Annotated in this window: 23 protein-coding genes and 1 pseudogene; 12 read left to right on the forward strand and 12 right to left on the reverse strand. The window is 55.1% G+C overall.

The features are described from left to right. The 7 genes and pseudogenes from Q0O07_RS06115 to Q0O07_RS06145 form a co-directional block, all read left to right on the forward strand. Positions 1 to 138 (forward strand): annotated as a pseudogene (locus Q0O07_RS06115) (heme ABC transporter permease); the annotation flags it as partial. After that, on the forward strand, positions 138 to 269 hold the full coding sequence (gene ccmD / locus Q0O07_RS06120) for a heme exporter protein CcmD (RefSeq protein ID WP_295491637.1): 132 nt from the start codon (positions 138 to 140) through the stop codon (positions 267 to 269). The pseudogene Q0O07_RS06115 and the gene ccmD, both read left to right, overlap by 1 nt. Positions 270 to 370: 101 nt before the next feature. Beyond that, entirely contained in the window at positions 371 to 652 is a 282-nt protein-coding gene (locus Q0O07_RS06125) for a cytochrome c-type biogenesis protein (RefSeq protein WP_295491640.1), read from the forward strand. Continuing rightward, positions 649 to 1,305, forward strand: coding sequence for a hypothetical protein (locus Q0O07_RS06130; protein WP_295491643.1), 657 nt, complete (start codon positions 649 to 651; stop codon positions 1,303 to 1,305). Before Q0O07_RS06125 ends, Q0O07_RS06130 begins: the two co-directional genes overlap by 4 nt. Before the next feature lie 129 nt (positions 1,306 to 1,434). Then, the gene (locus tag Q0O07_RS06135; RefSeq protein WP_295491645.1) at positions 1,435 to 3,372 is read left to right on the forward strand and encodes a potassium transporter Kup; all 1,938 of its coding nucleotides are present in this window, start codon (positions 1,435 to 1,437) and stop codon (positions 3,370 to 3,372) included. Positions 3,373 to 3,650: 278 nt separating this feature from the next. After that, positions 3,651 to 5,321, forward strand: a complete 1,671-nt coding sequence (gene leuA / locus Q0O07_RS06140) for a 2-isopropylmalate synthase (protein WP_295491648.1) — start codon at positions 3,651 to 3,653, stop codon at positions 5,319 to 5,321. 226 nt (positions 5,322 to 5,547) lie between these two features. Beyond that, positions 5,548 to 6,519 (forward strand): nitronate monooxygenase family protein, encoded by a 972-nt coding sequence (locus Q0O07_RS06145; protein WP_295491651.1) that lies wholly within the window; start codon positions 5,548 to 5,550, stop codon positions 6,517 to 6,519. A gap of 323 nt (positions 6,520 to 6,842) precedes the next feature. Here Q0O07_RS06145 and Q0O07_RS06150 read toward each other — a convergent pair whose 3' ends face one another. The 7 genes from Q0O07_RS06150 to miaA all read right to left on the reverse strand — a co-directional run bounded on the left by Q0O07_RS06150 (position 6,843) and on the right by miaA (position 13,157). Further along, positions 6,843 to 7,664: a hypothetical protein gene (locus tag Q0O07_RS06150; RefSeq protein ID WP_295491653.1), complete on the reverse strand. Its 822-nt coding sequence runs from the start codon at positions 7,662 to 7,664 to the stop codon at positions 6,843 to 6,845. Between the two features lie 192 nt (positions 7,665 to 7,856). Beyond that, positions 7,857 to 7,994 carry a hypothetical protein gene (locus Q0O07_RS06155; protein ID WP_295491656.1) on the reverse strand — a complete coding sequence of 46 codons (138 nt, stop codon included), beginning with the start codon at positions 7,992 to 7,994 and terminating at the stop codon, positions 7,857 to 7,859. Positions 7,995 to 8,042: 48 nt separating this feature from the next. Continuing rightward, positions 8,043 to 8,672: a YceI family protein gene (locus Q0O07_RS06160; RefSeq protein ID WP_295491659.1), complete on the reverse strand. Its 630-nt coding sequence runs from the start codon at positions 8,670 to 8,672 to the stop codon at positions 8,043 to 8,045. A gap of 78 nt (positions 8,673 to 8,750) precedes the next feature. Next, the gene (gene ilvC, locus Q0O07_RS06165) at positions 8,751 to 9,770 is read right to left on the reverse strand and encodes a ketol-acid reductoisomerase (protein WP_295491661.1); all 1,020 of its coding nucleotides are present in this window, start codon (positions 9,768 to 9,770) and stop codon (positions 8,751 to 8,753) included. Between the two features lie 128 nt (positions 9,771 to 9,898). Further along, positions 9,899 to 10,414 (reverse strand): acetolactate synthase small subunit, encoded by a 516-nt coding sequence (gene ilvN, locus Q0O07_RS06170; RefSeq protein WP_295491663.1) that lies wholly within the window; start codon positions 10,412 to 10,414, stop codon positions 9,899 to 9,901. After that, positions 10,414 to 12,156: an acetolactate synthase 3 large subunit gene (locus Q0O07_RS06175; RefSeq protein WP_295491666.1), complete on the reverse strand. Its 1,743-nt coding sequence runs from the start codon at positions 12,154 to 12,156 to the stop codon at positions 10,414 to 10,416. The genes ilvN and Q0O07_RS06175 overlap by 1 nt, the downstream gene beginning before the upstream one ends. 101 nt (positions 12,157 to 12,257) lie before the next feature. Next, the gene (gene miaA / locus Q0O07_RS06180; protein ID WP_295491667.1) at positions 12,258 to 13,157 is read right to left on the reverse strand and encodes a tRNA (adenosine(37)-N6)-dimethylallyltransferase MiaA; all 900 of its coding nucleotides are present in this window, start codon (positions 13,155 to 13,157) and stop codon (positions 12,258 to 12,260) included. A 16-nt stretch (positions 13,158 to 13,173) separates the two neighbouring features. Between miaA and serB the strand changes: the two genes are divergently transcribed. Further along, the gene (serB, locus tag Q0O07_RS06185; protein ID WP_295491670.1) at positions 13,174 to 14,064 is read left to right on the forward strand and encodes a phosphoserine phosphatase SerB; all 891 of its coding nucleotides are present in this window, start codon (positions 13,174 to 13,176) and stop codon (positions 14,062 to 14,064) included. A gap of 73 nt (positions 14,065 to 14,137) precedes the next feature. After that, positions 14,138 to 14,677, forward strand: coding sequence for a superoxide dismutase family protein (locus Q0O07_RS06190; RefSeq protein WP_295491672.1), 540 nt, complete (start codon positions 14,138 to 14,140; stop codon positions 14,675 to 14,677). A 2-nt stretch (positions 14,678 to 14,679) separates the two neighbouring features. On the opposite strand, the gene Q0O07_RS06195 is transcribed toward Q0O07_RS06190, so the two are convergent. After that, entirely contained in the window at positions 14,680 to 15,306 is a 627-nt protein-coding gene (locus Q0O07_RS06195; protein ID WP_295491675.1) for a murein L,D-transpeptidase catalytic domain family protein, read from the reverse strand. Positions 15,307 to 15,522: 216 nt separating this feature from the next. Between Q0O07_RS06195 and Q0O07_RS06200 the strand changes: the two genes are divergently transcribed. From Q0O07_RS06200 to Q0O07_RS06210, 3 genes are all read left to right on the forward strand, one after another. Beyond that, a complete protein-coding gene (locus tag Q0O07_RS06200; protein ID WP_367271051.1) occupies positions 15,523 to 16,338 on the forward strand; it encodes a L,D-transpeptidase family protein in 816 nt (271 codons plus the stop codon). Between the two features lie 94 nt (positions 16,339 to 16,432). After that, positions 16,433 to 16,885, forward strand: a complete 453-nt coding sequence (locus Q0O07_RS06205) for a MerR family DNA-binding transcriptional regulator (protein WP_295491677.1) — start codon at positions 16,433 to 16,435, stop codon at positions 16,883 to 16,885. 31 nt (positions 16,886 to 16,916) lie between these two features. Next, positions 16,917 to 18,716 carry an acyl-CoA dehydrogenase C-terminal domain-containing protein gene (locus tag Q0O07_RS06210; protein ID WP_295491680.1) on the forward strand — a complete coding sequence of 600 codons (1,800 nt, stop codon included), beginning with the start codon at positions 16,917 to 16,919 and terminating at the stop codon, positions 18,714 to 18,716. A 59-nt stretch (positions 18,717 to 18,775) separates the two neighbouring features. On the opposite strand, the gene cysK is transcribed toward Q0O07_RS06210, so the two are convergent. The 4 genes from cysK to Q0O07_RS06230 all read right to left on the reverse strand — a co-directional run bounded on the left by cysK (position 18,776) and on the right by Q0O07_RS06230 (position 24,607). Continuing rightward, on the reverse strand, positions 18,776 to 19,696 hold the full coding sequence (gene cysK, locus Q0O07_RS06215) for a cysteine synthase A (RefSeq protein ID WP_295491682.1): 921 nt from the start codon (positions 19,694 to 19,696) through the stop codon (positions 18,776 to 18,778). Beyond that, complete coding sequence (locus tag Q0O07_RS06220) at positions 19,693 to 21,021, reverse strand: MFS transporter (RefSeq protein ID WP_295491684.1); 1,329 nt, start codon at positions 21,019 to 21,021, stop codon at positions 19,693 to 19,695. The genes cysK and Q0O07_RS06220 overlap by 4 nt, the downstream gene beginning before the upstream one ends. An 86-nt stretch (positions 21,022 to 21,107) precedes the next feature. Next, positions 21,108 to 22,250: an aspartyl/asparaginyl beta-hydroxylase domain-containing protein gene (locus Q0O07_RS06225; RefSeq protein ID WP_295491686.1), complete on the reverse strand. Its 1,143-nt coding sequence runs from the start codon at positions 22,248 to 22,250 to the stop codon at positions 21,108 to 21,110. Positions 22,251 to 22,303: 53 nt separating this feature from the next. After that, on the reverse strand, positions 22,304 to 24,607 hold the full coding sequence (locus Q0O07_RS06230) for an ATP-dependent helicase (protein ID WP_295491688.1): 2,304 nt from the start codon (positions 24,605 to 24,607) through the stop codon (positions 22,304 to 22,306). Positions 24,608 to 24,611 lie beyond the last annotated feature (4 nt).

A 24,611-nucleotide genomic window follows, 5' to 3' on the forward strand; every position in this document is an offset into this window, starting at 1 on the left:
ACCGCGTATTTGGTGCCCTTGTTTGTTGCCGTCGCAGGTTTCAGCCTGTTGTTCGGCGCGCTTGTGCTGATGCGGATGCGCGCTGCATTGGCGGAGATGCGGATTGAAGCGCGGATGCGCCGGATGGCGCAAGGCTAATGCCCCACGCACCTTTCATCATCGCGTCATTCGCGGTCACGGGCGTCGCTATGATTTGGCTGATCGTTTCTAGCTATCTTTCCATGCGCCGTGCGGAAGCGTCGGCAGATGCATTTAGGGAACAGTCATGAAGCCCAAGCATCAGCGTTGTTGTTGGCCCTAATTGCCGTTGTGGCACTGGTCAGCGCTGGCCAACCGGCAACTCGCCGATCCCGCAAAGGAAGCAGAAGCCATGCGTCTGATGCACGGGCTGCGCTGCATTCAATGTCAGGGGCAATCTATTGCAGATAGCGATGCCGATATGGCCGGCACTATGCGTGCCGAGGTGCGTCAACAAATCACCGCGGGTCAGAAACCACAAGCCATTCGCAGCTGGATGATCGACCGTTATGGTGAATGGGTCAGTTTTGAACCGGATATGAAGGGTGCCGGACTTTTGCTCTGGATCGCGCCCTTTTTGATATTCTTCGCTTCAATTTGGCTTGCCCGCGGATTGTTTCGGAGGCGCACATGAACGGTTGGCTTGCATTAGCGTTGTTATCGCTCCTCAGCCTGTCTGTGCTGGTATATTGCGTGCGGTCGTCAAAGGGATTGTGGCAAGTTGCTGCGGCAGCAGTTTTGTTGGGAATGACCGGCTATGCCCTGCAGGGGCGTCCGTCTTTACCGCCCGCGCCAGCACAGCCGCTGGAGGCCAGTGCAGCCGGCGCAACGCAGCTGGTCGAGATCCGTGCGGATATGGACGAGAGCTTTGGCAGTGCGAAGCGCTGGCTTGTGACGGCGGATTCCTTTGCCAAGCAGGGTGATTATCCTTTGGCTGCGTCTTATATCCAGTCAGGCTTACGCACTGAGCCGCAGAATGCCGATTTATGGTCCGCACTTGGCCTGCAATTGATGCTGGCCAGCGAGGGGCAAATGTACCCGCCCGCAGTATTGGCGTTCGATAAAGCGCGGGCCATTCGGCCTAACTATCCTGCGCCTTATTATTTTGCGGGGCTCGCGCGTTTGTTTGCAGGCGACCTTGATGGGGCGATTTTGCACTGGGAGAAAACCGTTTCACTGGCAACACCGAAAGCCAAATGGAAAACACGGATTGAGTCGCAACTGCAGGCGGCTAAGGCCTTGCAAGCGCAGGCGACAGAATCAGAGTTAAATATCAATTCCAAGTAATTGATTATAAGTTAGTTTTATAGATTTCGAACACAGAATTGCTGTGTTGTGAAGGGCAGTGCTCCATGCTATTGACCGCGCCCCAGTCACGGGAAAGGTGGCGTTTGGGGCATAAGCCGGGGAAACAATATGGTTGGACCGCAAGCAGACGATTTCGGTCATAGCGATCAGGATCACCATCACAGCCATGCCCCAAAAGGGTCGCTGTTGGCCTTATGCGTGGGCACTGTTGGCGTTGTCTTTGGCGACATCGGCACCAGTCCGATTTACGCATTCCGTGAAACCTTTGCTGGCCATCACCCGATAACCCCCGACCCGATGCACATCAAGGGTGTGTTGAGCCTTGTGTTCTGGTCGATGATGATCGTGGTGACATTCAAATATGTCTTCACCATTATGAAAGCCGACAATAAGGGCGAGGGCGGAAGCCTTGCCCTTTTGGCGCTGATCAACCGGCAGACGGCTGGCGCGAAATGGACAGCGCCTTTTGTCATGCTTGGGGTGTTTGCAACCGCGCTGTTTTATGGAGATTCCATGATTACGCCCGCCATGTCGATCTTGTCGGCGGCGGAAGGTCTGAAATATGTGAACGAAGGCTTTAGCGCATGGATATTGCCGATAGCTGTTGTGATTATCGGCGCGTTATTTGCATTTCAGTCACGCGGGACGGCGAAGGTGGGGGCTTGGTTTGGGCCAATCATGCTGGTCTATTTCGCGACATTGGCGGGCTTGGGTCTCATGCATCTGGTTAAGATGCCGTCGATCATCTTCGACGTTTTGAACCCCATGAATGCGTTTTATTTTTTCTATATTGATGGTTTTCGGGCCTTTGTGGCAATGGGCACCGTCGTTCTTGCCGTGACGGGTGCGGAGGCGCTTTACGCCGATATGGGGCATTTCGGACGGCGGCCCATTAAGTTTAGCTGGCTGTTCTTCGTTCTGCCTGCGCTGATGCTCAATTATATGGGGCAGGGGGCAATGATATTGTCCATGACCCCCGAAGAGGCGCAGGTTGCTATCCGCGACCCGTTTTTCCTGATGGTGCCAGAACTGATCAGCACGCCAGTCATTTTTCTCACGATCATGGCCGCCATCATCGCCAGCCAAGCCGTTATTTCCGGCGCGTTTTCGTTAACGCAGCAGGCAATTCAGCTCGGCTTCATGCCGCGCCTCAGCATATTACACACCAGCGAAAAGGCCGCGGGGCAGATTTACATTCCGGCGATTAACTGGGGCCTTGCGGTGATGGTTTTGTTGCTGGTTTTATTCTTCCAGTCATCGTCCAACCTTGCCGCAGCTTATGGTATTGCGGTGACCGGCGCGATGTTCATTGATACCTGTTTGATTGCGGTGGTCCTGCTGTCATTGTGGAAATGGCCAAAGTGGAAAGCGCTGCCGATCCTCGCTTTGTTCTTCATCGTCGACTTTGCCTATTTGGGCGCCAATTTGTTGAAGGTGCCATCGGGCGGATGGGTGCCCTTGGTAATCGGCTTAGTCATCTTCACATTATTGACGACGTGGTCGCGTGGCCGCGCTTTGATGCGCGAACGCATGGCAGAAAGCACGATGCCAATGGAGATTTTCATAAAGTCTGCTGCCAATAGCGCGACCCGCGTGCCAGGCACGGCGATATTTATGGCGTCGGCAGCGAGCGGTGTTCCTTCGGCTTTGCTGCATAACATTAAGCATAATCGTATTTTGCACGAGCGCGTCATCATCCTGACGGTGCAGATTGAGGATGTGCCTTATGTTGTGAGCTCTGATCGCATCATCTGTAAGGATTTGGGTGAAGGTTTCTACCGCGTAAAAATGCGCTTTGGCTTTTTGGAAGAGACCAATGTGCCAGCGACGTTGGACTTAGTTGATTTGTGCGGGCCTAAATTTGACATGATGCACACCAGCTTTTTCCTGTCGCGTCAGACATTGATTGCATCCAAAATGCCCGGCATGGCGATCTGGCGGGAAAAGATATTTGCGTGGATGTTGCGCAATGCCGCCAATGCGATGGAGTTTTTCAAACTGCCCAGCAATCGGGTGGTGGAGTTGGGTAGCCAAGTCGAAATTTAACGCAGCTTGCTGCACCGCTTTTACGGGGCAGCATTTTGCAACAAAATAGATGCTATGCATTTTTGCACTGGACGGATGTTGTTGCAGTTGGCTATCGCAGGACCATAATGAATGTGGCTTTCGACCTTTCGCTTCTACTTCGACTTACACGCCCTTAGGCGTGCCTGTTTTGCTGACCTCGTTCGGCAACCCGCCTAAGGGCCACACCACCGCAAATTTTACCACCGCAAATTTTAATAGCCCGTGAACCGGGCGTCTTAGCGAAGTTGCCACTTATCATGATGCTTTCTGACCCATCACGTAAATACCGCCCTTTTCCCCAAGTTGATCTGCCCGACCGTATATGGCCGACGCGGACTATCGACCGCGCGCCACGTTGGCTTTCCACCGACCTGCGCGATGGAAACCAAGCGCTCATCGACCCCATGGGGACGGAGAAGAAAAAACGCTTTTTTGACCTGTTGCTGAAGGTCGGCGTAAAAGAGATTGAGGTTGGCTTCCCAAGTTCGGGTGCCACGGATTTCGACTTTATTCGCGGGCTCGTCGACAGCGGATGCATTCCGGATGACGTTACGATCCAAAGCCTGACCCAGTCGCGGCGCGACCTGATTGAAAAAACGTTCGAGAGCATGGCTGGCGCGCCGCGCGCAATTGTCCATCTCTACAATGCGGTCAGCCCGGCGTGGCGCGATATCGTCTTCAACCTCGACAAGGCGGGCGTGAAGGCGATCGCTATCGAAGGCGCGCATATCCTGAAAGAGCAAGCGACGAAATATCCGCAAACCGACTGGCATTTCGAATATAGCCCGGAAACATTTTCGACGGCGGAACTCGAATTCAGCCTTGAGGTGTGCGAAGCGGTGATGGACGTGCTGCAACCCACGGCGGCAAAGCCACTGATCCTCAATCTGCCAGCGACGATTGAGGCCGCCATGCCCAATGTCTATGCCGATCAGATCGAATGGATGTGCCGCAACATCAGCGCGCGCGATCATGTCGTCATCAGCCTGCATCCCCACAATGATCGCGGCAGCGGCATCGCCGCCGCCGAGCTGGGCTTGCTGGCAGGCGGTGACCGCATCGAAGGTTGCCTGTTCGGCAATGGTGAACGCACCGGCAATGTCGATTTGGTGACGCTGGCGCTGAACATGTATACCCAAGGATTGAATCCTGGCCTGGATTTTAGCGACATTGACGAGGTCATTCAGACGGTCGAATATTGCAACCAGTTGCCCGTACACCCGCGCCATCCTTATGCTGGCGAATTGGTATTCACCGCCTTTTCAGGGTCGCATCAGGACGCGATTAAAAAAGGGTTCGCGGCACAAGAACGGCAGAATGACGAAATCTGGCGCGTGCCCTATTTGCCCATTGATCCCGCCGATTTGGGCCGCAATTATGAAGCCGTCATTCGCGTCAATTCGCAAAGCGGCAAGGGCGGCGTGGCTTGGGTGATCGAGCAGGACCAAGGTTTGAAGCTGCCCAAACGGATGCAGGCGAATTTTTCGACTACCGTTCAAGCATTGTCCGACAGTACCGGACGCGAACTGACCAGCGGTGATATTTGGGAGGCGTTTGAAAAGCGTTATTATCTAAAGGGCGATGGCCGGTTCCTGTTAATCGATTTCCACGAAACCCAAAGCCAGCGGCAAAAGGACGAACGCATATTTGCGGGTAATATCCGCATAGATGGCGTCGAACAAAGCGTCAGCGGACGTGGTAACGGCCTGATTTCCAGCCTTGCCAACGCATTGGAGGACGCGCTGGGCGGGCGGCTGGATATCATCGACTATAGCGAGCATGCTATTGGCCATGGCACCGATGCCCGCGCCGCTGCTTATGTCGAATGCCGCGTGGGTGACGGACCGATTATATTTGGCGTCGGTATCAGTCAGGATGTGGCCACAGCGTCCGTCAGGGCCATTCTGAGCGCTGCTAACGGCGCTTAGGACAAAATCCACCGCAGCGATGCAGTGTATCTGCGCTGGAGCGCTCCGGTGGTATTTGCCTTCAGGCCTTGCATCTGCAGCTATGGCAAACATTGGGGCGGGGTAAAGCACGCGCGCCGGAGCACCTTACCCTACGGCATAGCCCGTTCAAAAAGGTGGGTTTGACAGCCGCTACGCGCTGTGGCTAACCCGCATTTAATTGATGATTTAACAAGGGATTCGACGCATGGCACTTCCGGCAATTTTTGATAATCTTCGGCTTCCAGTGATCGGCTCACCGCTGTTCATCGTGTCCGGGCCAGAACTGGTCATCGCACAGTGTAAGGCGGGTGTTGTCGGGTCGTTTCCGGCGCTCAATGCACGTCCTGCAAGCCAATTGGACGAATGGCTGCATCAGATTACCGAAGAGCTGGCGGCCCATAATCGTGACAATCCTGATCGTCCCGCCGCGCCTTATGCGGTGAACCAGATTGTCCATAAGTCGAATAACCGGCTGCAGGAAGATATTGCCATTTGTGCCAAATGGCAGGTGCCAATCACCATCACCTCGCTGGGCGCGCAGGAAGAATTGAACAAAGCCGTGCATAGCTGGGGCGGGATTGCGTTGCATGACGTCATCAATGACCGGTTCGCACGCAAGGCAATCGAAAAGGGCGCCGATGGCCTCATTCCAGTTGCCGCTGGCGCTGGCGGTCATGCCGGCGTGACGTCGCCTTTCGCGTTGATGCGTGAAATCCGCGAATGGTTTGACGGGCCTGTCGCTTTGTCCGGCTCTATCGCGCATGGTGCCTCGGTCCTTGCAGCACAGGCCATGGGCGCAGATTTTGGCTATATCGGCAGCGCTTTCATCGCGACCAAGGAAGCGAACGCGGTTGACGGTTATAAGGAAGATATCGTGGACGCGAAGGCCGCCGACATTGTCTATTCCGACCTGTTCACCGGCGTCAGCGGCAACTATCTGCGCCAATCGATTGAGCGCGCTGGGATGGATCCTGACAACCTGCCCAAGGGCGACATTTCTACGATGGACTTCGGTTCCGGCGGCAACAGTGAAGCCAAGGCGTGGAAAGACATTTGGGGCTCGGGCCAAGGCATTGGCGCGGTTAAAGCTGTCAAAACCGTTGCAGAATTCGTTGACCAGCTTGAGGCGGAATATCGCGCAGCGAAAGCCAGCCTTGATACTCGCTATTTGGGGTAAGTGCGCTCCAGCAGTTTAATCACCTACCACTGTCATCCTCGCGCATGGGGATCCATGGCCTGCGGCGGAAGTTTAAAATGACGGGTCAGACCATGGACCTCCGATCACGTCGGGGGTGACAATGTTTTGGGCTGGGATTTCGCTCGGCGATGCAGTCGCCAGACTGCTGCCTGTTTTGTTCTGCCCAATTTTCTCACGCAAAGCCGCAAAGACACAAAGAAGGAGATTCTTCAATTTCCTTATCTTTGCGCCTTCGCGGCTTTGCGTGATGATATTTAGACCTTAGCTGGCTTTTTCAAAGGTGGATTTACGCAGTCCCGGCCCTAATTCTCTTGGATATATTCCACCATTGCACCTCTGAGGCGCTTTTGCTGCTGCCAAATAGGCCTGTCTGGCGCAATTTTATACAGCGCATGCAAATACGCACGATCCCAGATGGTCAGGTTACGTAGCGCCTCTATTCGTGGCTTATCATTGTTAAACATGCCCAAAATCGATGAATTGCCGATAGCTTCCTGCGTTGCGCCGTTAATTTGGGCAAATGCGATCATGGAGATGTAGCTCGCCACAGATTCCAACGGATATCCGTTGGACTGACTTATATCGACGATGATAACCGTAGATTTAAGATCAATCTCGTAGCCGGTGGAAATCAAGCTGGCGACGTTTCCTGTTCGTCTACCCTCTGTAGCGTACCACCATCGCACAGGCTTTTTTGACTGCATAAGCTCGTCAATTTTCCGGATTGGTTGCGCGCCGATTATGGCAGAATATCTGCGTTTCAAAGCCGCCATAAGTGCATCGCCGTCCTTTGAAAACATAACATGTATATTGGGCCGACATCCCTCCGATGCCTCTTTGGGTGCTCTTGCTACTGTTGCAGTTTCCCGAATTTTTTTTCGTATCAAGTCATGATATGCAAGATCAATTCCCACGATCTTGATGCAAAACGGATCATCACGGCGGGAGAATTGGTTTTGTTCTGCTGTATCTGAAATAGTTCTTACGAAATTCAGCGTTTGTTTTTTGAGTTCTTTATGTGCACGCGCTGGCGCAGTGACGATTATGTCAGTCGGTTTTTGATCCGGCGGGGTATTTCCGAGCAAAAGAAACAATAGGGCTGTTCCACGAAATGCGTAGGGCATTGATCGCTCCCAAGACCGTGCGCACGTTATTGCAATACCCGATTGCAATACCCGCTGCGATATTGCCCCGCGAACGTCGGATGCCGAATGGCCATATCCTTGCGAGACCGGGTTTGTTTCGGCTTCACCCAACACAATCATAGGTTTCCCTCTCTGATTAGGCGTTTTGTGGACCGGATGACTAAAATGTTGTTATTTTGGGTTATTGTCAATTTTTTTCTGTAGGGGGAGGACGACGTAGCGCATTTCTTGCGCTTCTTTTGCGGCAACCGACCACTCAATATTTTTATCACGCAAAGCCGCAAAGACACAAAGAAGAAGGTTTTTCAATTTCCTTCCCTTTGCGCCTTCGCGGCTTTGCGTGATAATATTTAGACCTTAGCTGGCTTTTTCAAACGCAACGCTGATGTCCAATGTCACGTCATCCGAGATCATCGGGACGGCATAGCTTATGCCGAATGCGCTGCGTTTGATGACGGAGGTGGCGTGAAAGCCGACGGTGGCTTTCTTGTTGAACGGGTTATTGCCGGCCCCTGAAAATGTGGCGTCCAGAACGACTGGCTTAGTGACGCCGTTCAGCGTGAGGTCGCCCGTGATTTTGGCGCTGGTGCCCGATGCCACCACGCGGGTTGAGACGAATTTGGCATCGGCTGGGGCCGGGCCAAAAAAGTCTGCCTTGCCGCCGTCCTTGCCTGCGCGCAGCAGATGTCCCGTCAGGCCAGCACTTGCGGTCGTGACCTTGCCGACAGGAATAGTGATATCCACCTTGGCAGCATTCGGATTGGCGGGGTCAAGTGTCAGCGTTCCCGTCGCATCGCCGAAAATGCCGAAATAATCATTGAAACCAAAATGGCTCACGCGCCAGCCGATCAATGTATGGCCGGGGTCGGTGTTGTAGGTTCCAGCGGTAACGCGGGCGACGTCCATTGTTCCGGGCATTTGCGGGGCGCTTTGCGCGATCAATGGCACAGCGAACAAGAGGGGAAGGGCACATAAAAGCTTACGCATGAGTCTGCTCCAGATAGCAAAAAGGGGAAGCATCAGTGTCGATGCCTCCCCCAAATGAGTCAAGCTAGGAAAAAGCGATTAGTTCTTCGCCTGATCCACCAACTTATTCTTTGCAATCCATGGCATCATTGCGCGCAGCTGTGCGCCCGTTGCCTCAATGGGATGCGCTGCCGCTGCCTTGCGTGCGGCCTTCAGTTCTGGCTGACCAGCGCGGTTATCGAGCACGAAATTCTTGACGAAACGACCCGATTGAATGTCGGCAAGAACGCGCTTCATTTCCGCCTTGGTTTCGTCGGTAATGATCCGTGGCCCTGTAGTGATGTCGCCATATTCTGCGGTATTCGAAATCGAATAACGCATGTTTGCAATGCCACCTTCATACAAGAGGTCCACAATCAGCTTGGTTTCATGCAAGCATTCGAAATAGGCCATTTCTGGCGCATAGCCCGCTTCGGTCAACGTCTCGAAACCGGCTTGGATGAGGTGCGTGATCCCGCCGCACAACACGGCCTGCTCACCGAACAAATCGGTTTCACATTCTTCACGGAAGTTGGTTTCGATGATGCCGCTACGTCCGCCGCCAACGCCGCTGGCATAAGCAAGCGCAATGTCATGGGCGTTGCCGCTCGAATCCTGTGCAACGGCGATTAGGCAAGGGACGCCGCCACCTTTTTGATATTCGCTGCGCACGGTATGGCCGGGGCCCTTGGGTGCGATCATGATAACGTCAATGTCGGTGCGCGGTTCAATCAGGCCAAAATGGATATTGAGGCCATGGGCAAAAGCCAAAGCCGCGCCGGGTTTCATATTTGCGTGCAGATCATCGGCGTAAATCGCGGCCTGATGTTCGTCAGGCGCAAGCACCATGAGGATATCGGCCCAAGCGGCCGCGTCGGCATTGGCCAAGACTTTGAAGCCAGCAGCTTCCGCCTTTTTGGCTGTTGCCGACCCAGCGCGCAGGGCGATAGCGACATCCGCCACGCCGCTGTCACGCAGGTTTTGTGCGTGGGCATGGCCCTGGCTACCATAGCCTATAATCGCGACCTTTTTGTCTTTGATAAGGCCCAAGTCGCAATCTGCGTCATAATATACTTTCATTCTTCCGTCCTTCTTCGTTGCCGTCACCCTGAACGTGTTTCAGGGTCTTACTTTCAACGGCGTATTTTCAAAACCCTAGAACGCGTTGTGCTTTGCACGGCTTCGGTTCCGGGGTGACGATATCTCCATTAACTCGCGTCGGCTCCGCGCATTAGGCCGACAATGCCAGTCCGACCAACCTCGACCAGCCCAACTTCGCGCATCAACTTTACAAAAGTGTCGATCTTTTCAGGGCCACCCGTGATTTCGAAAATGAAGCTGTTGACCGTGGCGTCGATGACGCGTGCGCGATAAATGTCAGCAAGGCGCATCGCCTCAACACGTTGGTCACCAGTGCCGTGGACTTTTACCAATGCAAGTTCCCGCTCCACATGTGGCCCGGCTTCGGTGAGGTCAGTGACTTTATGCACGGGAATGAGGCGTTCGCATTGCGCAATGATCTGGTCGATCACGGGCGGCGGTCCCTTTGTGACAATCGTGATCCGGCTTGTCGTATGGTCTTCGCTGATATCGGCCACGGTAAGACTATCGATATTGTAGCCGCGCGACGTGAACATGCCGGCGATGCGGGCCAATGTTCCCGCTTCATTATCGACCGTGAGCGTCAGCACATGCCGCTCGGTAAGTTCTTGCTTGATATGCATTATACGAGCGCCTTTGCTTCGTCATCCATGGTGCCCGATACTTGGTCTGCACTCAGGATCATGTCCGTATGGGCTGCGCCCGATGGAATCATAGGGAAACAGTTCGACGTTTTGTGCACGCGGCAATCGAACATTACGGGCCCGTCATATGCCAGCATTTCGGCAATGGCATCATCGAGCTTGGCGGGGTCATCGCACCGAATGCCTTTCCAGCCATAAGCTTCGGCCAAAGCGACGAAATCAGGCAGGCTGTCCGAATAGCTTTCGGAATAGCGGCTTTCATAGGTCAGCTCTTGCCATTGGCGCACCATGCCCATCCATTCATTGTTGAGGATGAAGACCTTCACCGGCAAGCGATACTGCGTTGCTGTTGCCATTTCCTGAATGTTCATCTGGATCGATGCCTCGCCGGCGATATCGATCACAAGCGCGTCCGGATGGCCCATTTGCGCGCCAATTGCGGCAGGCAGGCCATAGCCCATGGTGCCAAGGCCGCCGCTGGTCAGCCACTTGTTTGGCGCATCAAAATGGAAATGCTGCGCCGCCCACATCTGATGCTGGCCAACTTCGGTCGTGATGATCGGCGCTTTATCCTTTGTGGCTTCAAACAGGCGCTCAATCGCATATTGCGGCATGATTTCCTGCGTGCTGCCGGGATAATTGAGGCAATTAACGGCCCGCCAGCCCGTGATGCGTGCCCACCATTCGGTCAGCGGCTGTTTTTTGGTTTTCCGGCCTTTCCAGACATCGATCATCTGCTGCATGGCCGTGCCAACGTCAGCGACAATAGGCAGGTCAACGCGCACAGTTTTATTCATCGAACTGCGGTCGATATCGACATGGATTTTGACGCTATCGGGTGAAAATGCGTCCAAGCGGCCCGTTACGCGGTCGTCAAAACGTGCGCCAAGGCAAACCATGACGTCGCATTGGTTCATGGCCATATTGGCTTCATATGTGCCGTGCATGCCCAACATACCCAACCAAGCGTCACCAGAGGCGGGATATGCGCCAAGGCCCATCAGGGTGGATGTCACGGGCGCACCGGTCAGTTCGGCCAGCTCGCGCAGTGCGGCACTTGCGGCGGGGCCCGAATTGATGATGCCGCCGCCTGTGTACAATATCGGCGCCTTGGCATTGGCAATCAATTCGACCGCGCGGTTGATTTCGGCATAGTCGGCTTCGCCCGCATAAGTGAAGCGCGATCGGGCAGGGCGCTTTACATCGGTACTCGCCGTCGCGACCTGCACGTTTTTGGGAATGTCGATGACAACCGGGCCGGGACGTCCTTTGGTGGCAATGGCAAAAGCCTCTCGCACGACCGTTGCGAGTTCGGCAGGATCTTTCACCAAATAATTATGCTTGGAACAATGGCGCGTTATGCCAACGGTATCGGCCTCCTGAAAGGCGTCGGTGCCGATTAAATTGGTCGCAACCTGACCTGTCAGGACGATCAACGGGATGGAATCCATGAACGCATCTGCAATGCCGGTAACAGCATTGGTGGCGCCGGGGCCGGATGTGACAAGCACAACGCCGGGTTTACCCGTTGCGCGGGCATAACCCTCCGCCGCATGCGCAGCGCCCGCCTCATGCCGGACGAGGACATGTTTAATTTTCTTCTGCTGAAATAAAGCATCGTAAATGGGCAGGACTGCACCGCCGGGGTAACCGAATACGGTGTCCACGCGCTGTTCAACCAGGATATCAATCAAAATTTCGGCGCCGGATTTTTCGGGCACTGGAGAATCCTTATATGTTAAGCCGCTTGCCTATGTTGCACTGCAATAGGGTAAGCAAGAGCGGGCTAGCTAATGATTAGAAAATGACTTGTCAAATACAATCATTGAAATAATATTTCAAAATTATCGATATTTGAATCATTTATTGTGGTTATCTGCTGCCAATCCGCTGGGGCCTGATTGCGGAACCACGTAAACTGCCGCTTTGCATATTGCCGCGTGGCGATTTGGCCGCGCGCAATCGCCTCCGCTCGCGACATCGTCCCTTTCAGATAGGCCGAAATCTCAGGCACGCCGATGGCGCGCATAACGGGTGCATCTTGCGGCAGATTGCGGGCAAGCAATGCTTCTACTTCATCAATTGCCCCGCGCTCCATCATCTGTTCAAAGCGTGTGTCGCAACGGTCGTATAGCCAATCGCGCGGGGGCAAGAGCAGCAACGGCCGCAAACGGATGTCATTGGATATCCCCCCAGTCTTGGTTGCGCGCCATGCCAATATGCTGCGCCCGGTGCTTTGCACGACCTCAAGTGCGCGGGTGATACGGCTGACATCAGTGGGGGCTAAGGTTGCGGCGACTGGCGCATCATATGTTTGAAGCGCAGCATAGGCCTGATCCACCGGCATCGCGCGTATCTCAGCGCGCAATGCAGGATCGACCTCCGGAATGGGCGCAATGCCGTCAAGTAAGGTGCGGATATAAAGACCGCTACCGCCCACCAATATAGGGGTCGCGCCGGCGGCATGGGCCTGCGCAATAATGTCCTTAGCATCTTGTGCCCAGCGCGCGGCGGAGCAGGGTGTGACGCCATCGATATAGCCAAAAAGATGGTGCGGAACGCTGCGTTGCTCGTCGGCTGTGGGCTGGGCGCTCAATAGGGGTAGATCAGAATATACTTGCGCGCTGTCGGCGTTGATAATCTCGAAATTACCGGATTGGGCGAGATGCAGCGCTAATGCCGTCTTGCCGCTCGCTGTCGGACCCGCAATAAGCGCGACCATATTTTGAGGATTCGATATGCCCATTTGCACTCTGATAGCAGCAGACATTCTGGAAAGCGGCAACTTTTCCGAGGCTAAGGATCGATTGGCTGAAGCTGGCTGTATCCCCAAGGCTTTTGACTGGCTCGCAGCGGGTAAAGCCGTCGATATATCGTTTGACGGCGACCTATCTGATGCACGCCTAGCCCTAGAGGGTCTTGAGGACCGCTTCGATATTGCCTTACAAGATGGGGGCACCCGCCGCAAAATGTTGTTGGTGTCCGATATGGACAGCACCATGATTACGGTCGAATGCATTGACGAACTGGCGGACTATGCGGGCATTAAGCCGGAGATCGCCGCGATTACCGAACGTGCAATGGCTGGCGAGCTCGATTTTGCCGACGCGTTAAAGGCGCGGGTCGCTCTGCTGGCGGGGCTGGACGAGAACGTCATTGCACAGTGCCTTCGCGAACGTGTGCAGCCAATGCCGGGGGCCGAAATCCTTGTGCGTACGATGACCAGATGGGGCGCGCATGCGGTGCTTGTGTCGGGCGGTTTTACCAGCTTTACGGGCCCTGTGGCCGATATGCTGGGCTTTCATGAAGTGCATGCCAACCTTCTGGAGATTAAAGACGGCCGACTGACCGGCGCATTAGCGGTTGATATAGTCGATGCGTCGACAAAGCGTGTGGTGTTGCACGCCGCCGCGCAAGCATGCGGTGTTGCCCTCGGGTCGGCGTTAGCGGTTGGTGATGGCGCGAATGACCTGCCGATGATCGCTGCGGCGGTGTCCGGCGGCGGCCTTGGTGTTGGCTATCATCCGCGTCCGCAATTGGCGCAAGCCGCCAACTTTTCCGTGCGGCACAATGATCTGACAGCGTTGTTGTTTGCACAAGGCGTTAAGCCCGACGAATGGGCCGATTGAATGCATGAAACAAATTGAGTGCCGCTCGGTTGATGTTATGCTTTGCCCACCCATCTGGAATCAGGAGAAGAATATGCGTAAGATTTTGCCGATTTTCATCATTCCGATCCTCGCCAGTTGCTCTACCCTGCAATCTATAGAGACAGCCGAGGTGTCCGAAGTACTGACGGCTGATCTCGCCCGTGCCGACGGCAGCTGGGCTGGCGTTGCGACCATTTCGCAGCGGCGCGATGGCGTGTTTTTGATCCTGTCTGCCCAAGCGCCTGCCGCCGGAACATATGGCATGCATCTGCATGCTGTTGGAAAATGCGAAGCACCCGACTTCGCCAGCGCGGGGCCGCATTGGAACCCTGATATGAAGCAGCATGGCCGCGAAAACCCTACGGGCGCGCATGATGGCGATTTGCCGAATGCGAATGCGGGCGCTGATCTTAAAATCACGCTGAAGTATAAATTGACGGATATTACGCTGTCAGGGCCGACCGGTCTAATGGATGCTGACGGCGGCGCGCTTGTCATTCACGAGAAAGCCGATGATTATAAAACCGACCCAAGCGGCAATAGCGGGAAACGGATTCTGTGTGGCGTATTCAAATCAGGCAACCGGAGCTGAGATCACACCTTATCAGCGTATAACAGGCATCCGGGGGCCACACGCTCGAGGATTATGTTTATGTCATCCTTGGCAAAGGCGAAGCAGCCTTGGCTGCGGCCAATCTTGCCTTGGTCGTGAATGAGCGACTGGTTCACATACCAAGCAGGGTGAATGACGATCGCGCGGGCCTCGGCTTGGTCATTCTGCGCATCAAGCCCGATTAACCGGCGGGATTCGCCATATTGACCAAAATAGGTCTCACCGACGAGATAGCTGCCCGCTGAGGTCGCTTCCGACCCATGCACATTGGAGAATTGTTGCACCCAGCCGCTATGGCTTGGGTCCGAACCCTTGCCATGGGCGACGAGGAACGTTTCGGATTGACCGCTGCGCAGATCGACAATGTAAAAGCGTGGGTCGCGCGATGGCTTGGAAAAGTCAGCTATTGCAAGCAAATCATGGTTACGAATGCGCGCCTTATGCGCGGCCAATGCCGCCTTTGCGCGGCCAAGCAATAAAGGCGATGGGCCGCCCGTTTCGGTGCCTATGCCTGGCCGAAAGACGATGTCGGCCGCCTTTGACGGGACGGTGAGCAGGCTCGCGCCTAAAACTGCGGAATGAATGAATTGCCTGCGACCTATTTCCATGCCCTTCAGATAAGGACCAAATCTTTACATAAACAGGCCTCCAAAAGCATTTGAGCGCAAAAGGAGGACGGTTAGGCGCATCATGTCGGAACTTATGAGCCGCAACCTAATTTATACAGCTGCGGGAAAATTGACGTCGAATTTTCATGTTGATGATGGTATGCTGCACCGGCTGCTGTTTTGTGCGGCACATTATCCGGTAGTTAGGGCAATTTCATGGGTTTCGGCGCGGGCATCCGCAAAATGCAGGGCATAATTGCGCTTTTGTTGATGAGTGCGGTGCCGGCCACGGCTGGAGCGCAAATATTGGGGCAGGCGCAATCTGCGCCTATCCAGCAAGGTCCATTGCCTGAAGTAGGTCCGGCGGATGCGGCGTTGGCCACGCCACCAGCGCAAACGCAATCAGGCGCTGTGCCGCCTACGGCAACACCACCCACAGTGAATCCTCCGATTCCAACGCCGGCAGCAAAGCCCCGCAAAAAAGGACCCGTTGATGCGCTCAAGCCTGGACAGTTTTTTTGGGTGAAGCAGGACGTTTATGAAGGACCAATGAAAATCGTCATCGTGCTCGATACGCAGCGGATCTATGTGTTTCAGAATGAACAGCTTATTGGTTTTAGTACGATTTCGTCAGGGAAAAAGGGCAAGGAAACGCCGACGGGTATTTTCAACATTTTGCAGAAAAATGTCGACCATAAATCCAACCTCTACAGCAATGCACCAATGCCTTTCATGCAGCGCCTGACATGGGATGGTATTGCTGTCCACGGGGGTGATTTGCCGGGATATCCAGCGTCGCATGGTTGCATCCGTTTGCCCATTGTCTTTGCCAAGGCTTTGTTTGGCGTCACGCAAATGGGACAGGAGGTCGTCGTTCTTCAAGATACGTCAACTCCGGTTAAGCGGCCAGCACCGCAGCCGCCCTCAGATTCTGTGGCAGGGTCAGCGGATGCGACCGCTGACCCCGCGCTGGCCCCGCCGGTACTTGCGCCAAACCCCGCAGAAGCATTTCCGCTCGAGCCATCCGTTTAACCTGCTATATTTCCTACCGCAGTTGTAACTTCCCCGATTGACGTTTACGCTAACGTAAACTAGTGACCTTAGGGCAATCAAGAGGGAAGGCGCTATGGAATCTGGAACGCGCGACGAAAGGCGGACCGATGCCACTATTGACACGCCCGACGCACATAATCGGGATTCGTTTACGATATCCGACCTATCAGTCGAATTTGAGGTAACCGCGCGGGCATTGCGTTTCTACGAGGATCAGGGTCTGATTTCGCCGGAACGTATGGGCTTGGCGCGCATTTATTCGAAGCGCGACCGGGCCCGGTTGGCGTGGATATTACGGGCAAAGCGCGTCGGGTTTAGCCTGGCCGAAATCCGCGAGATGATCGATCTATATGACCTCAATGACGGCCGCAATATTCAGCGCCGCGTGACTATTGAAAAATGCCGCGACCGTATCAATCTTTTGAAGGCCCAGCGCGACGATATCGAAAGCGCAATCAACGAGTTGACCGAATTTGTTTCAACGGTGGAACAGGTCGAAGCGGCGGAAAAATCCGCTGCGGCCTGAGACCACTTCACTGCTATTTTAAGGACCGAAAATGCCAAGCTATACCGCCCCCGTTCGCGATATGCAGTTCATCCTCAACGAAGTTCTGGGTATCGAGCGCTATGCCAATCTGCCCGGGTTTGAAAATGCCAGCGCTGACATGATCGATGCGATCCTGACCGAAGGCGCAAAGTTTGTGGAAAACGTGCTTTTCCCCCTGAACCAAGTCGGTGACCTGCAAGGCTGCACCCGCCATGAGGATGGCAGCGTGACCACTCCTGATGGTTTCAAGGAAGCCTATAAGCTATATTGCGAAGGTGGCTGGGGCACATTGTCTGGCCCCGTGGAGTTTGGCGGGCAGGGCATGCCGCATATCGTTTCCATGGCCTTTGAAGAGCTGATGTCGAGTTCCAACATGGCGTTTGGTATGTACCCCGGTCTGACGCAGGGCGCTGTATCCGCGATTTTGGTCAAGGGCAGCGAAGAACAGAAGGTCAAATATGCGACGAACATGATTTCGGGCAAATGGGGCGGGACAATGAACCTGACCGAGCCGCATTGTGGAACCGACCTTGGCCTTATTCGGACCAAGGCTGAACCCAATGGAGATGGCAGCTTTGCCATTTCCGGGACCAAGATTTTCATCTCGTCGGGTGAGCATGACCTTACTGAGAATATCATTCATCTGGTGCTCGCAAAAACACCAGGTGCACCGGACAGCGTGAAAGGTATATCGCTGTTCATCGTACCGAAATTCCTTGTAAATGACGACGGATCGCTTGGTGCACGCAATGCATTATCCTGTGGTTCGATTGAACATAAAATGGGCATTCACGGCAACGCCACCTGCGTCATGAATTATGACGGTGCCACCGGCTATTTGGTTGGCGAAGAGCATAAGGGCCTTGCGGCGATGTTTATCATGATGAATATCGCGCGGCTTGGCGTCGGGCAGCAGGGCTTGGGCATTGCAGAAGTCGCTTACCAAAATGCGGTTCATTATGCCCAAGACCGCCGTCAGGGCCGTGCACTGACTGGCCCGCAGGATTTGGACCAAAAAGCGGACACGTTGTTCGTCCACCCCGATGTGCGCCGCATGTTGATGGATGCAAAGTCGTTTACCGAGGGCATGCGCGCTTTGTGCCTGTGGGGCGCGTTGCAGGCCGATTTGCTGCATCATGCGCAAACCGAAGAAGAGCGGCAGACCGCCGACGATTTACTGTCTTTGCTGACACCCGTGATCAAAGGGTACGGCACGGACAAGGGCTATGAAGTCGCGACCAATGCGCAGCAGGTCTATGGCGGCCATGGCTACATCGCCGAATGGGGCATGGAGCAATATGTCCGCGATGCCCGCATTGCGATGATCTATGAAGGCACAAACGGTGTTCAAGCCATGGATCTCGTTGGCCGGAAACTCGCGCAAAATGGTGGCCGCGCCATTCAGGCGCTTTTCAAGATTGTGGATGAGGAATGCGCTGCTGCCAAGGATGGGCCGCTGACGGACTTGGCCATTCGTCTTGAGAAGGCCAATGGCGATTTGAAGGCGTCAACCATGTGGTTCATGCAAAATGGCATGGCCAATCCGAACAATATCGGCGCGGGCGCGCATCATTATATGCACATCATGGGCATCGTTGCGCTTGGCCTGCAATGGCTACGTATGGCGCAAAGCGCGCAAAAGGCATTGGATGCAGGCACAGGAAACGCGTCATTTTACCAAACCAAGCTGGTGACGGCGCGTTATTTTGCGGAGCGTCACATGCCGGATTGTGGCGCGCTGCGTCGCAAGATTGAAGCGGGCAGCGAAGCGATCATGGCGCTAACGCCGGAAATGTTCGCTGCGGCGTAAACACGCACTGCACCGTCAGAAAACAAAATGCCGGGAAGCTGTGTCCCGGCATTTTTGGTTTATTCAACCGGCAAGAAATCCGGAACTGATAGATAGCGTTCGCCGGTATCATAGTTGAAACCAAGTATGCGGCTTCCGGCGCGGAGTTCGGGCAGTTTCTGGGCAATCGCAGCCAGCGTTGCGCCCGATGAAATGCCCACCAACATGCCCTCTTCGCGCGCGGCGCGGCGGGCGGTTTCTTTGGCATTTTCGGGATCGACCTGAATGACCCCGTCAAGCAAAGCCGTATGTAAGTTTGCCGGTATAAACCCTGCGCCAATTCCTTGGATCGCATGTGGACCCGGTTGCCCGCCGCTGATGACGGGGGACAATGTTGGCTCAACCGCAAACACTTTCAGATTTGGCCACGCCTTTTTCAAAACTTCTGCGCAACCCGTGATATGCCCACCTGTGCCGACGCCCGTAATCATGACGTCGATGGGGGTGTCGGCAAAATCTTCTAATATCTCCAGCGCGGTTGTGCGCACATGGACGTCGATATTGGCGGGGTTTTCGAATTGCTGTGGCATCCATGAATTTGTGGTTTGTGATACCAGTTCAAGCGCGCGTTCAATCGCGCCCTTCATGCCCTTTTCACGTGGGGTGAGGTCAAACGACGCGCCATAAGCCAGCATCAAGCGGCGACGCTCCAGCGACATGGATTCGGGCATGACGAGGATAAGTTTGTAACCCTTGACCGCTGCCACCATGGCAAGGCCAACGCCCGTATTGCCGGAGGTCGGTTCAATGATTGTGCCGCCGGGTTTAAGGCTACCGTCTTTTTCGGCTGCTTCTATCATGGCCAAGCCAATGCGGTCCTTAATCGACCCACCGGGGTTTGACCGTTCCGATTTAATCCAGACCTCTGCATTCGGGAACATACGTCCCATGCGAATATGCGGACTATTCCCAATGGTTTCGAGGATCGATTGTGCTTTCATGGACTTTTTCCTCTATATTGTGGTTCGAAACTGCGGGCGTTTTTAAGCTCGGGGAATAACCCTGCCCAAATGGCTGTAACGAATATGGCACCAGCGCCACCAAATACAACTGCGCCGACGGGACCAAGCACCGCTGCGGCCAAACCGGATTGTAATTCGCCCAATTCGTTGGACGCGGAAATGGCGAGGCCGGACACTGAACTCACGCGGCCGCGCATTTTGTCCGGTGTGTTGAGTTGCACGAGGGATGAGCGCACATAAACGGACAGCATGTCCGACGCGCCAAGCACGATGAGCATGACCAAAGCGACTGCCATGCCGGCCCCCATGTTCAAGAAGCCAATTTCAGCATTGCCAAACACGCGCGCGCCGATTTCATGGCTCAGGCCGAAGCCAATGGTCGCAATCCCGAATATGACCACGGCCCACAGCATTTTAGCGCCAACATTATGGCGCAGCGGGCGGAAGGTGAGCAGGAGTGCCACCACTGAAGCGCCTATAGCAGGTGCCGCGCGCAATTGGCCAAGCCCGTCCGGTCCCACCATTAATATGTCGCGCGCATAGACGGGAAGCATGGCCGTTGCGCCCGCCAGCAACACCGCAAACAGGTCAAGCGTTATGGCCCCCAATAAGAAGCGTTCCGACCACGTATAACGTATGCCATCGATCATTTGGCGGATGGGGTGGATCTTCTTTTCCATCGGCGGCGGGTAGACTGGCCGAACGCAGCTGAGGCTGATGGTCGCCATCAACATGAGGCCAGCCGATGCAAAATAGGGCAGTGACGGATGTGCGGCGAACATCAGGCCGCCTGCCGCAGGGCCGATCACGGAACCGATCTGCCAAGCAATGGAGCTTAAGGCAATCGCGCGCGGTAGGGATGCGGGCGGCACGATGTTGGGGCCAATCGCCGACATGGACGGCCCGACAAAAACGCGTGCGACGCCGTGCAAGGCTGCAAATAGGAAGAGGAGTGGCAGGGTCAGTCCGTCAATGAAGGTGAACCAACCCAAAGCAAGCGCGACCATCATATCTATGCTATTGGCGAGCCGCGCCACAGTCCGCCGTTCCCAGCGATCTGCGGCCCATCCCGCCACCGGCGTCAGCAGCGCCAGCGGAACGAACTGCACCAGCCCCAATAGGCCCAGTTGCAACGAAGCCTCGCGAATGGACATGCCATAATCGCTGCGTGCGATATCATAGGCCTGATAACCGATGACAACGACCATCCCCATCGTCGCAAGCACCGCCATAAACCGCGCCATCCAGTAAAAGCGGAAGTCCGCAATTTTAAGCGGGTGGATTTCAGCAGGTGTGTCGGACATGTTCTGAGCGCCTATCGGCTTGCGCAAGCAAGTGCAAGGCGCGGACGTTTATTCGCTGACAAAGCTGTATTTATATGCTGCGCCGACTAACCCGCATCTTCCGGAACGCCGTGATAATCATTGATCGTTTCGAATATCGCCGTCAGCGCGGCGCGTTCGTCCAACGATATTTCAGGACGCCAAATTTCGAACAGCAAAATGACCCGCGTTTCGTCGCTTTTATTCCATGCCTCATGTTCAAAACTGTCATCGAAAATCAACGCTTCGCCTGCACGCCAGCTTCGTGTCTCATTGCCGACGCGAAGGGCGCAACCCTGCGGGACGATTAACGGAATGTGGCAGATGAGGCGGGTGTTCAACAGGCCATGATGCGGCTGAATATGCGTGTCTGGTTTCAGTAAGGACCATAATGCAATCGGTGACCTCTGGTCGATCAGCGGCATCGGCGCATGTGCCAAAGCCTGCATAGTAACGGGACAGCGCGCAGCGTTTTCGGGCACAATTGCGCCATTACGCCAAAAATAATACGCCCCCCATTTGGGATCGTTCATCAGCGGATTGGCCGCAAGCGGCCGGTCCGCATGTGCCTCCACATAAGGTGCAAAATCATTGCCATCCGCCAACACAGCGCGCAGTTCAGCTTGCATTTCTGGCACGGCGGCCTCGATTTCCGTCAGCCACGGGAATTCATCGCGCTCGTAAAATTGCCGTTGCGGCAGTCCTGGAAAATAAAAGCTTGAAGGCTGCTGCAGATAAAGCTGCTTTCGGCCCAGCAGCATATCGACGGCAGTTCCGACCCTGCCATCGCGCGTGAGGCCAGCCTGTTCCAGCCCGTCAATCAAATGCTGTTCAAACTTGACCTGCACTTGCCCGATAAAATCGCGCGCACGGTTGAGCATTGGGTGGAAAGCGGTCGGCACGTTCGGGGTGGTTGCCGCTTGATTGAGCGCGGCTTGAAAGAAGGCATTCGCCGCGCGGTCATCGCCCATCCGCGCCTTTAACTCGCCCGACAAGATCAATGCAGGCAGGTTGCGTGGTTCCAATAGCAGCAGGCGCTGTAATGCTGCCTCTTCGTCTATCACGTTGCCGAGTAGGTTGCATGCCTGCGCCAGCAGCAACCAAGGCATTTCACTTTCCGGAAGCTCCGCCAGCAAGCGTTGCGCACGCGCGCCGTCGCGCCGCTGAACCGCCGCTCTGGCGTCATTGATGAGATTGGAATTCCCTGCCATGCGTCACTTTAACCGCAAGCAACGCGCCTTTACCAGCCTTATCATGGACCTATTCACCCCAAGCTGACAAAGCTGTCCATTACCCGCTTACGGCCAGCTTGTTCAAAATCGATCTCCAACTTGTTGCCCTCAATCAAGATAATTGCGCCATAGCCGAATTTTTCGTGGAAAACGCGCAGACCAATGCCGAGGTCGCTTCGGCCCATGTTCCCAAGACTGACGGCGCTGCGGGTATTTTCGGCTATGCGCTGCGGGCGGGGGTTGAAGCCACCCGAGGTAGCGGCGCGTTGCCAGCCTGGGCCGCGCGCATTGCTTCGCCCTTGGTTGGCGGCGGCCAGATGCGCGAACGGGTCGGTCTGTTCGCTCCAGTTCGCCCGCCATAAGGATGCGCCGCCCGTCATGGTCTGTTCAGCTTCGATATGGTCGATCGGCAACTCTTCAATAAAACGGCTTGGGATGCTGCTGGTCCATTGGCCATAAATCCGGCGGTTTGCGGCATGGATGATGGTGCATTTGCGCTTGGCGCGGGTGATCGCGACATAAGCCAAGCGGCGCTCTTCCTCCAATGACGCAAGGCCGCCTTCGTCCAACGCGCGTTGCGATGGGAAAATGCCTTCTTCCCACCCGACCAAGAAGACATTGTCATATTCAAGGCCCTTGGCGGCGTGGATGGTCATGATGGTGACACTGGCGCCTGTGTCGCCGCGATCATTGTCCATGACAAGGCTGACATGTTCAAGGAATTCGCCCAGGGTCTCATATTCTTCCATCGCGCGGGCAAGTTCGTTCAGATTTTCTAGGCGGCCCGATGCCTCAACGCTGCGTTCAGCTTGCAAGACGGCGGTATAGCCGCTCTCGTCCAATATTAGCCGTGTCAGATTGGCCGGCGACATCGTCGCGGCCTCGTCCCGCCAGCGGGCAATGTCGACCACAAGGTCCGCAAGCGATTTGCGTGCCTTGCCCGTCAGTTCGTCGGTTCCGACCAGACGCGCGGCAGCAACCGACAAAGGCGCACGTTCTGCGCGGGCCACGATATGGATTTTTTCGACCGCCTTGTCGCCAATGCCGCGCTTGGGCACGTTGACGATCCGTTCGAACGCAAGGTCGTCGGCGGGCTGATTAACGATGCGTAAATAGGCAATGGCATCGCGAATTTCGGCACGTTCGTAGAAACGAAAACCACCGACGATCCGGTAATTAACGCCAATTTGTATGAAGCGGTCTTCAAATTCACGGGTCTGGTGCTGCGCGCGGACGAGAATGGCGATGCTGTCCAGACTTTCGCCCTTATACTGGATGGCCTCAATTTCTTCACCGACGCGGCGGGCCTCTTCAGGGCCGTCCCAAACGCCGATGATCCGAACCTTTTCGCCATCGTCCAATTCGGTCCATAACGTCTTGCCAAGCCGTGTGCTGTTGGCATCGATCAGGCCTGATGCAGCCGCAAGAATATGCGGTGTGCTGCGGTAATTCTGTTCCAGCTTGATTGTCTTTGCGCCCGGGAAATCCTTTTCAAAGCGCAAAATATTCGCAACTTCCGCGCCGCGCCATGAATAGATGCTTTGGTCATCATCGCCGACACAGCAGATATTTTTGCGCTTCTGCGCCAGCAATCGCAGCCAGAGATATTGGACGGCGTTTGTGTCCTGATATTCGTCGACGAGGATATATTTGAACTGCGCCTGATATTTTTCGAGAATGTCCCGGTTGTTCTTCAACAGGTTCAGGCCATGCAACAACAAATCGCCAAAGTCGCAGGCATTCAATGCCAGCAACCGCGCCTGATATAGCGCATATATATGCTGCCCTTTGCCGTTGGCGAAAGCTTCATTATCGGCGGCATCCAAATCAGCAGGGGATTTGCCCGCATTCTTCCATTTGTCGAGCAAGCTCGCAAGTCCGCGCGCGGGGAAGCGTTTCTCGTCCAAATCCTCAGACTGAATGAGCTGCTTTAACAGCCGAAGCTGATCATCTGTATCGATGATCGTAAAGTTGCTTTGCAGGCCAATGACTTCGGCGTGGCGGCGCAGCAGTTTTGCGCCAATGCTGTGAAAGGTGCCAAGCCACGGCATCCCCTCGACTGCGGAACCCACCATTGCGCCAATGCGCTCCCGCATTTCGCGCGCTGCCTTATTGGTGAAGGTGACGGCAAGGATTTCCGACGGCCATGCTTTGCGTGTATATAATATCTGAGCGATACGAGCGGTCAGCGCGGCCGTTTTGCCCGTGCCTGCGCCCGCCAGCAGGAGCAGTGGGCCTTCGGTCGTCAGCACAGCTTCACGCTGCGGCGGGTTTAACCCGCGCAACCAAGGTGGTTCCGTTTGCGGCGGCTCAGTCTGGACCTCAATTTCGGACATGTGC

It is taken from the genome of Sphingorhabdus sp. EL138 (assembly GCF_945890115.1).
GTDB lineage: Bacteria > Pseudomonadota > Alphaproteobacteria > Sphingomonadales > Sphingomonadaceae > Sphingorhabdus_B.

What these genes read in the sequence shown, in the direction of transcription:
- ccmD (WP_295491637.1), top strand. Translation starts at nt 138, where the DNA reads ATGCCCCACGCACCTTTCATCATCGCGTCATTCGCGGTCACGGGCGTC.
- Q0O07_RS06125 (WP_295491640.1), top strand. Translation starts at nt 371, where the DNA reads ATGCGTCTGATGCACGGGCTGCGCTGCATTCAATGTCAGGGGCAATCT.
- Q0O07_RS06130 (WP_295491643.1), top strand. Translation starts at nt 649, where the DNA reads ATGAACGGTTGGCTTGCATTAGCGTTGTTATCGCTCCTCAGCCTGTCT.
- Q0O07_RS06135 (WP_295491645.1), top strand. Translation starts at nt 1,435, where the DNA reads ATGGTTGGACCGCAAGCAGACGATTTCGGTCATAGCGATCAGGATCAC.
- leuA (WP_295491648.1), top strand. Translation starts at nt 3,651, where the DNA reads ATGATGCTTTCTGACCCATCACGTAAATACCGCCCTTTTCCCCAAGTT.
- Q0O07_RS06145 (WP_295491651.1), top strand. Translation starts at nt 5,548, where the DNA reads ATGGCACTTCCGGCAATTTTTGATAATCTTCGGCTTCCAGTGATCGGC.
- Q0O07_RS06150 (WP_295491653.1), bottom strand. Translation starts at nt 7,664, where the DNA reads ATGCCCTACGCATTTCGTGGAACAGCCCTATTGTTTCTTTTGCTCGGA.
- Q0O07_RS06160 (WP_295491659.1), bottom strand. Translation starts at nt 8,672, where the DNA reads ATGCGTAAGCTTTTATGTGCCCTTCCCCTCTTGTTCGCTGTGCCATTG.
- ilvC (WP_295491661.1), bottom strand. Translation starts at nt 9,770, where the DNA reads ATGAAAGTATATTATGACGCAGATTGCGACTTGGGCCTTATCAAAGAC.
- ilvN (WP_295491663.1), bottom strand. Translation starts at nt 10,414, where the DNA reads ATGCATATCAAGCAAGAACTTACCGAGCGGCATGTGCTGACGCTCACG.
- miaA (WP_295491667.1), bottom strand. Translation starts at nt 13,157, where the DNA reads ATGGTCGCGCTTATTGCGGGTCCGACAGCGAGCGGCAAGACGGCATTA.
- serB (WP_295491670.1), top strand. Translation starts at nt 13,174, where the DNA reads ATGCCCATTTGCACTCTGATAGCAGCAGACATTCTGGAAAGCGGCAAC.
- Q0O07_RS06190 (WP_295491672.1), top strand. Translation starts at nt 14,138, where the DNA reads ATGCGTAAGATTTTGCCGATTTTCATCATTCCGATCCTCGCCAGTTGC.
- Q0O07_RS06195 (WP_295491675.1), bottom strand. Translation starts at nt 15,306, where the DNA reads ATGGAAATAGGTCGCAGGCAATTCATTCATTCCGCAGTTTTAGGCGCG.
- Q0O07_RS06200 (WP_367271051.1), top strand. Translation starts at nt 15,523, where the DNA reads ATGGGTTTCGGCGCGGGCATCCGCAAAATGCAGGGCATAATTGCGCTT.
- Q0O07_RS06205 (WP_295491677.1), top strand. Translation starts at nt 16,433, where the DNA reads ATGGAATCTGGAACGCGCGACGAAAGGCGGACCGATGCCACTATTGAC.
- Q0O07_RS06210 (WP_295491680.1), top strand. Translation starts at nt 16,917, where the DNA reads ATGCCAAGCTATACCGCCCCCGTTCGCGATATGCAGTTCATCCTCAAC.
- cysK (WP_295491682.1), bottom strand. Translation starts at nt 19,696, where the DNA reads ATGAAAGCACAATCGATCCTCGAAACCATTGGGAATAGTCCGCATATT.
- Q0O07_RS06220 (WP_295491684.1), bottom strand. Translation starts at nt 21,021, where the DNA reads ATGTCCGACACACCTGCTGAAATCCACCCGCTTAAAATTGCGGACTTC.
- Q0O07_RS06225 (WP_295491686.1), bottom strand. Translation starts at nt 22,250, where the DNA reads ATGGCAGGGAATTCCAATCTCATCAATGACGCCAGAGCGGCGGTTCAG.
- Q0O07_RS06230 (WP_295491688.1), bottom strand. Translation starts at nt 24,607, where the DNA reads ATGTCCGAAATTGAGGTCCAGACTGAGCCGCCGCAAACGGAACCACCT.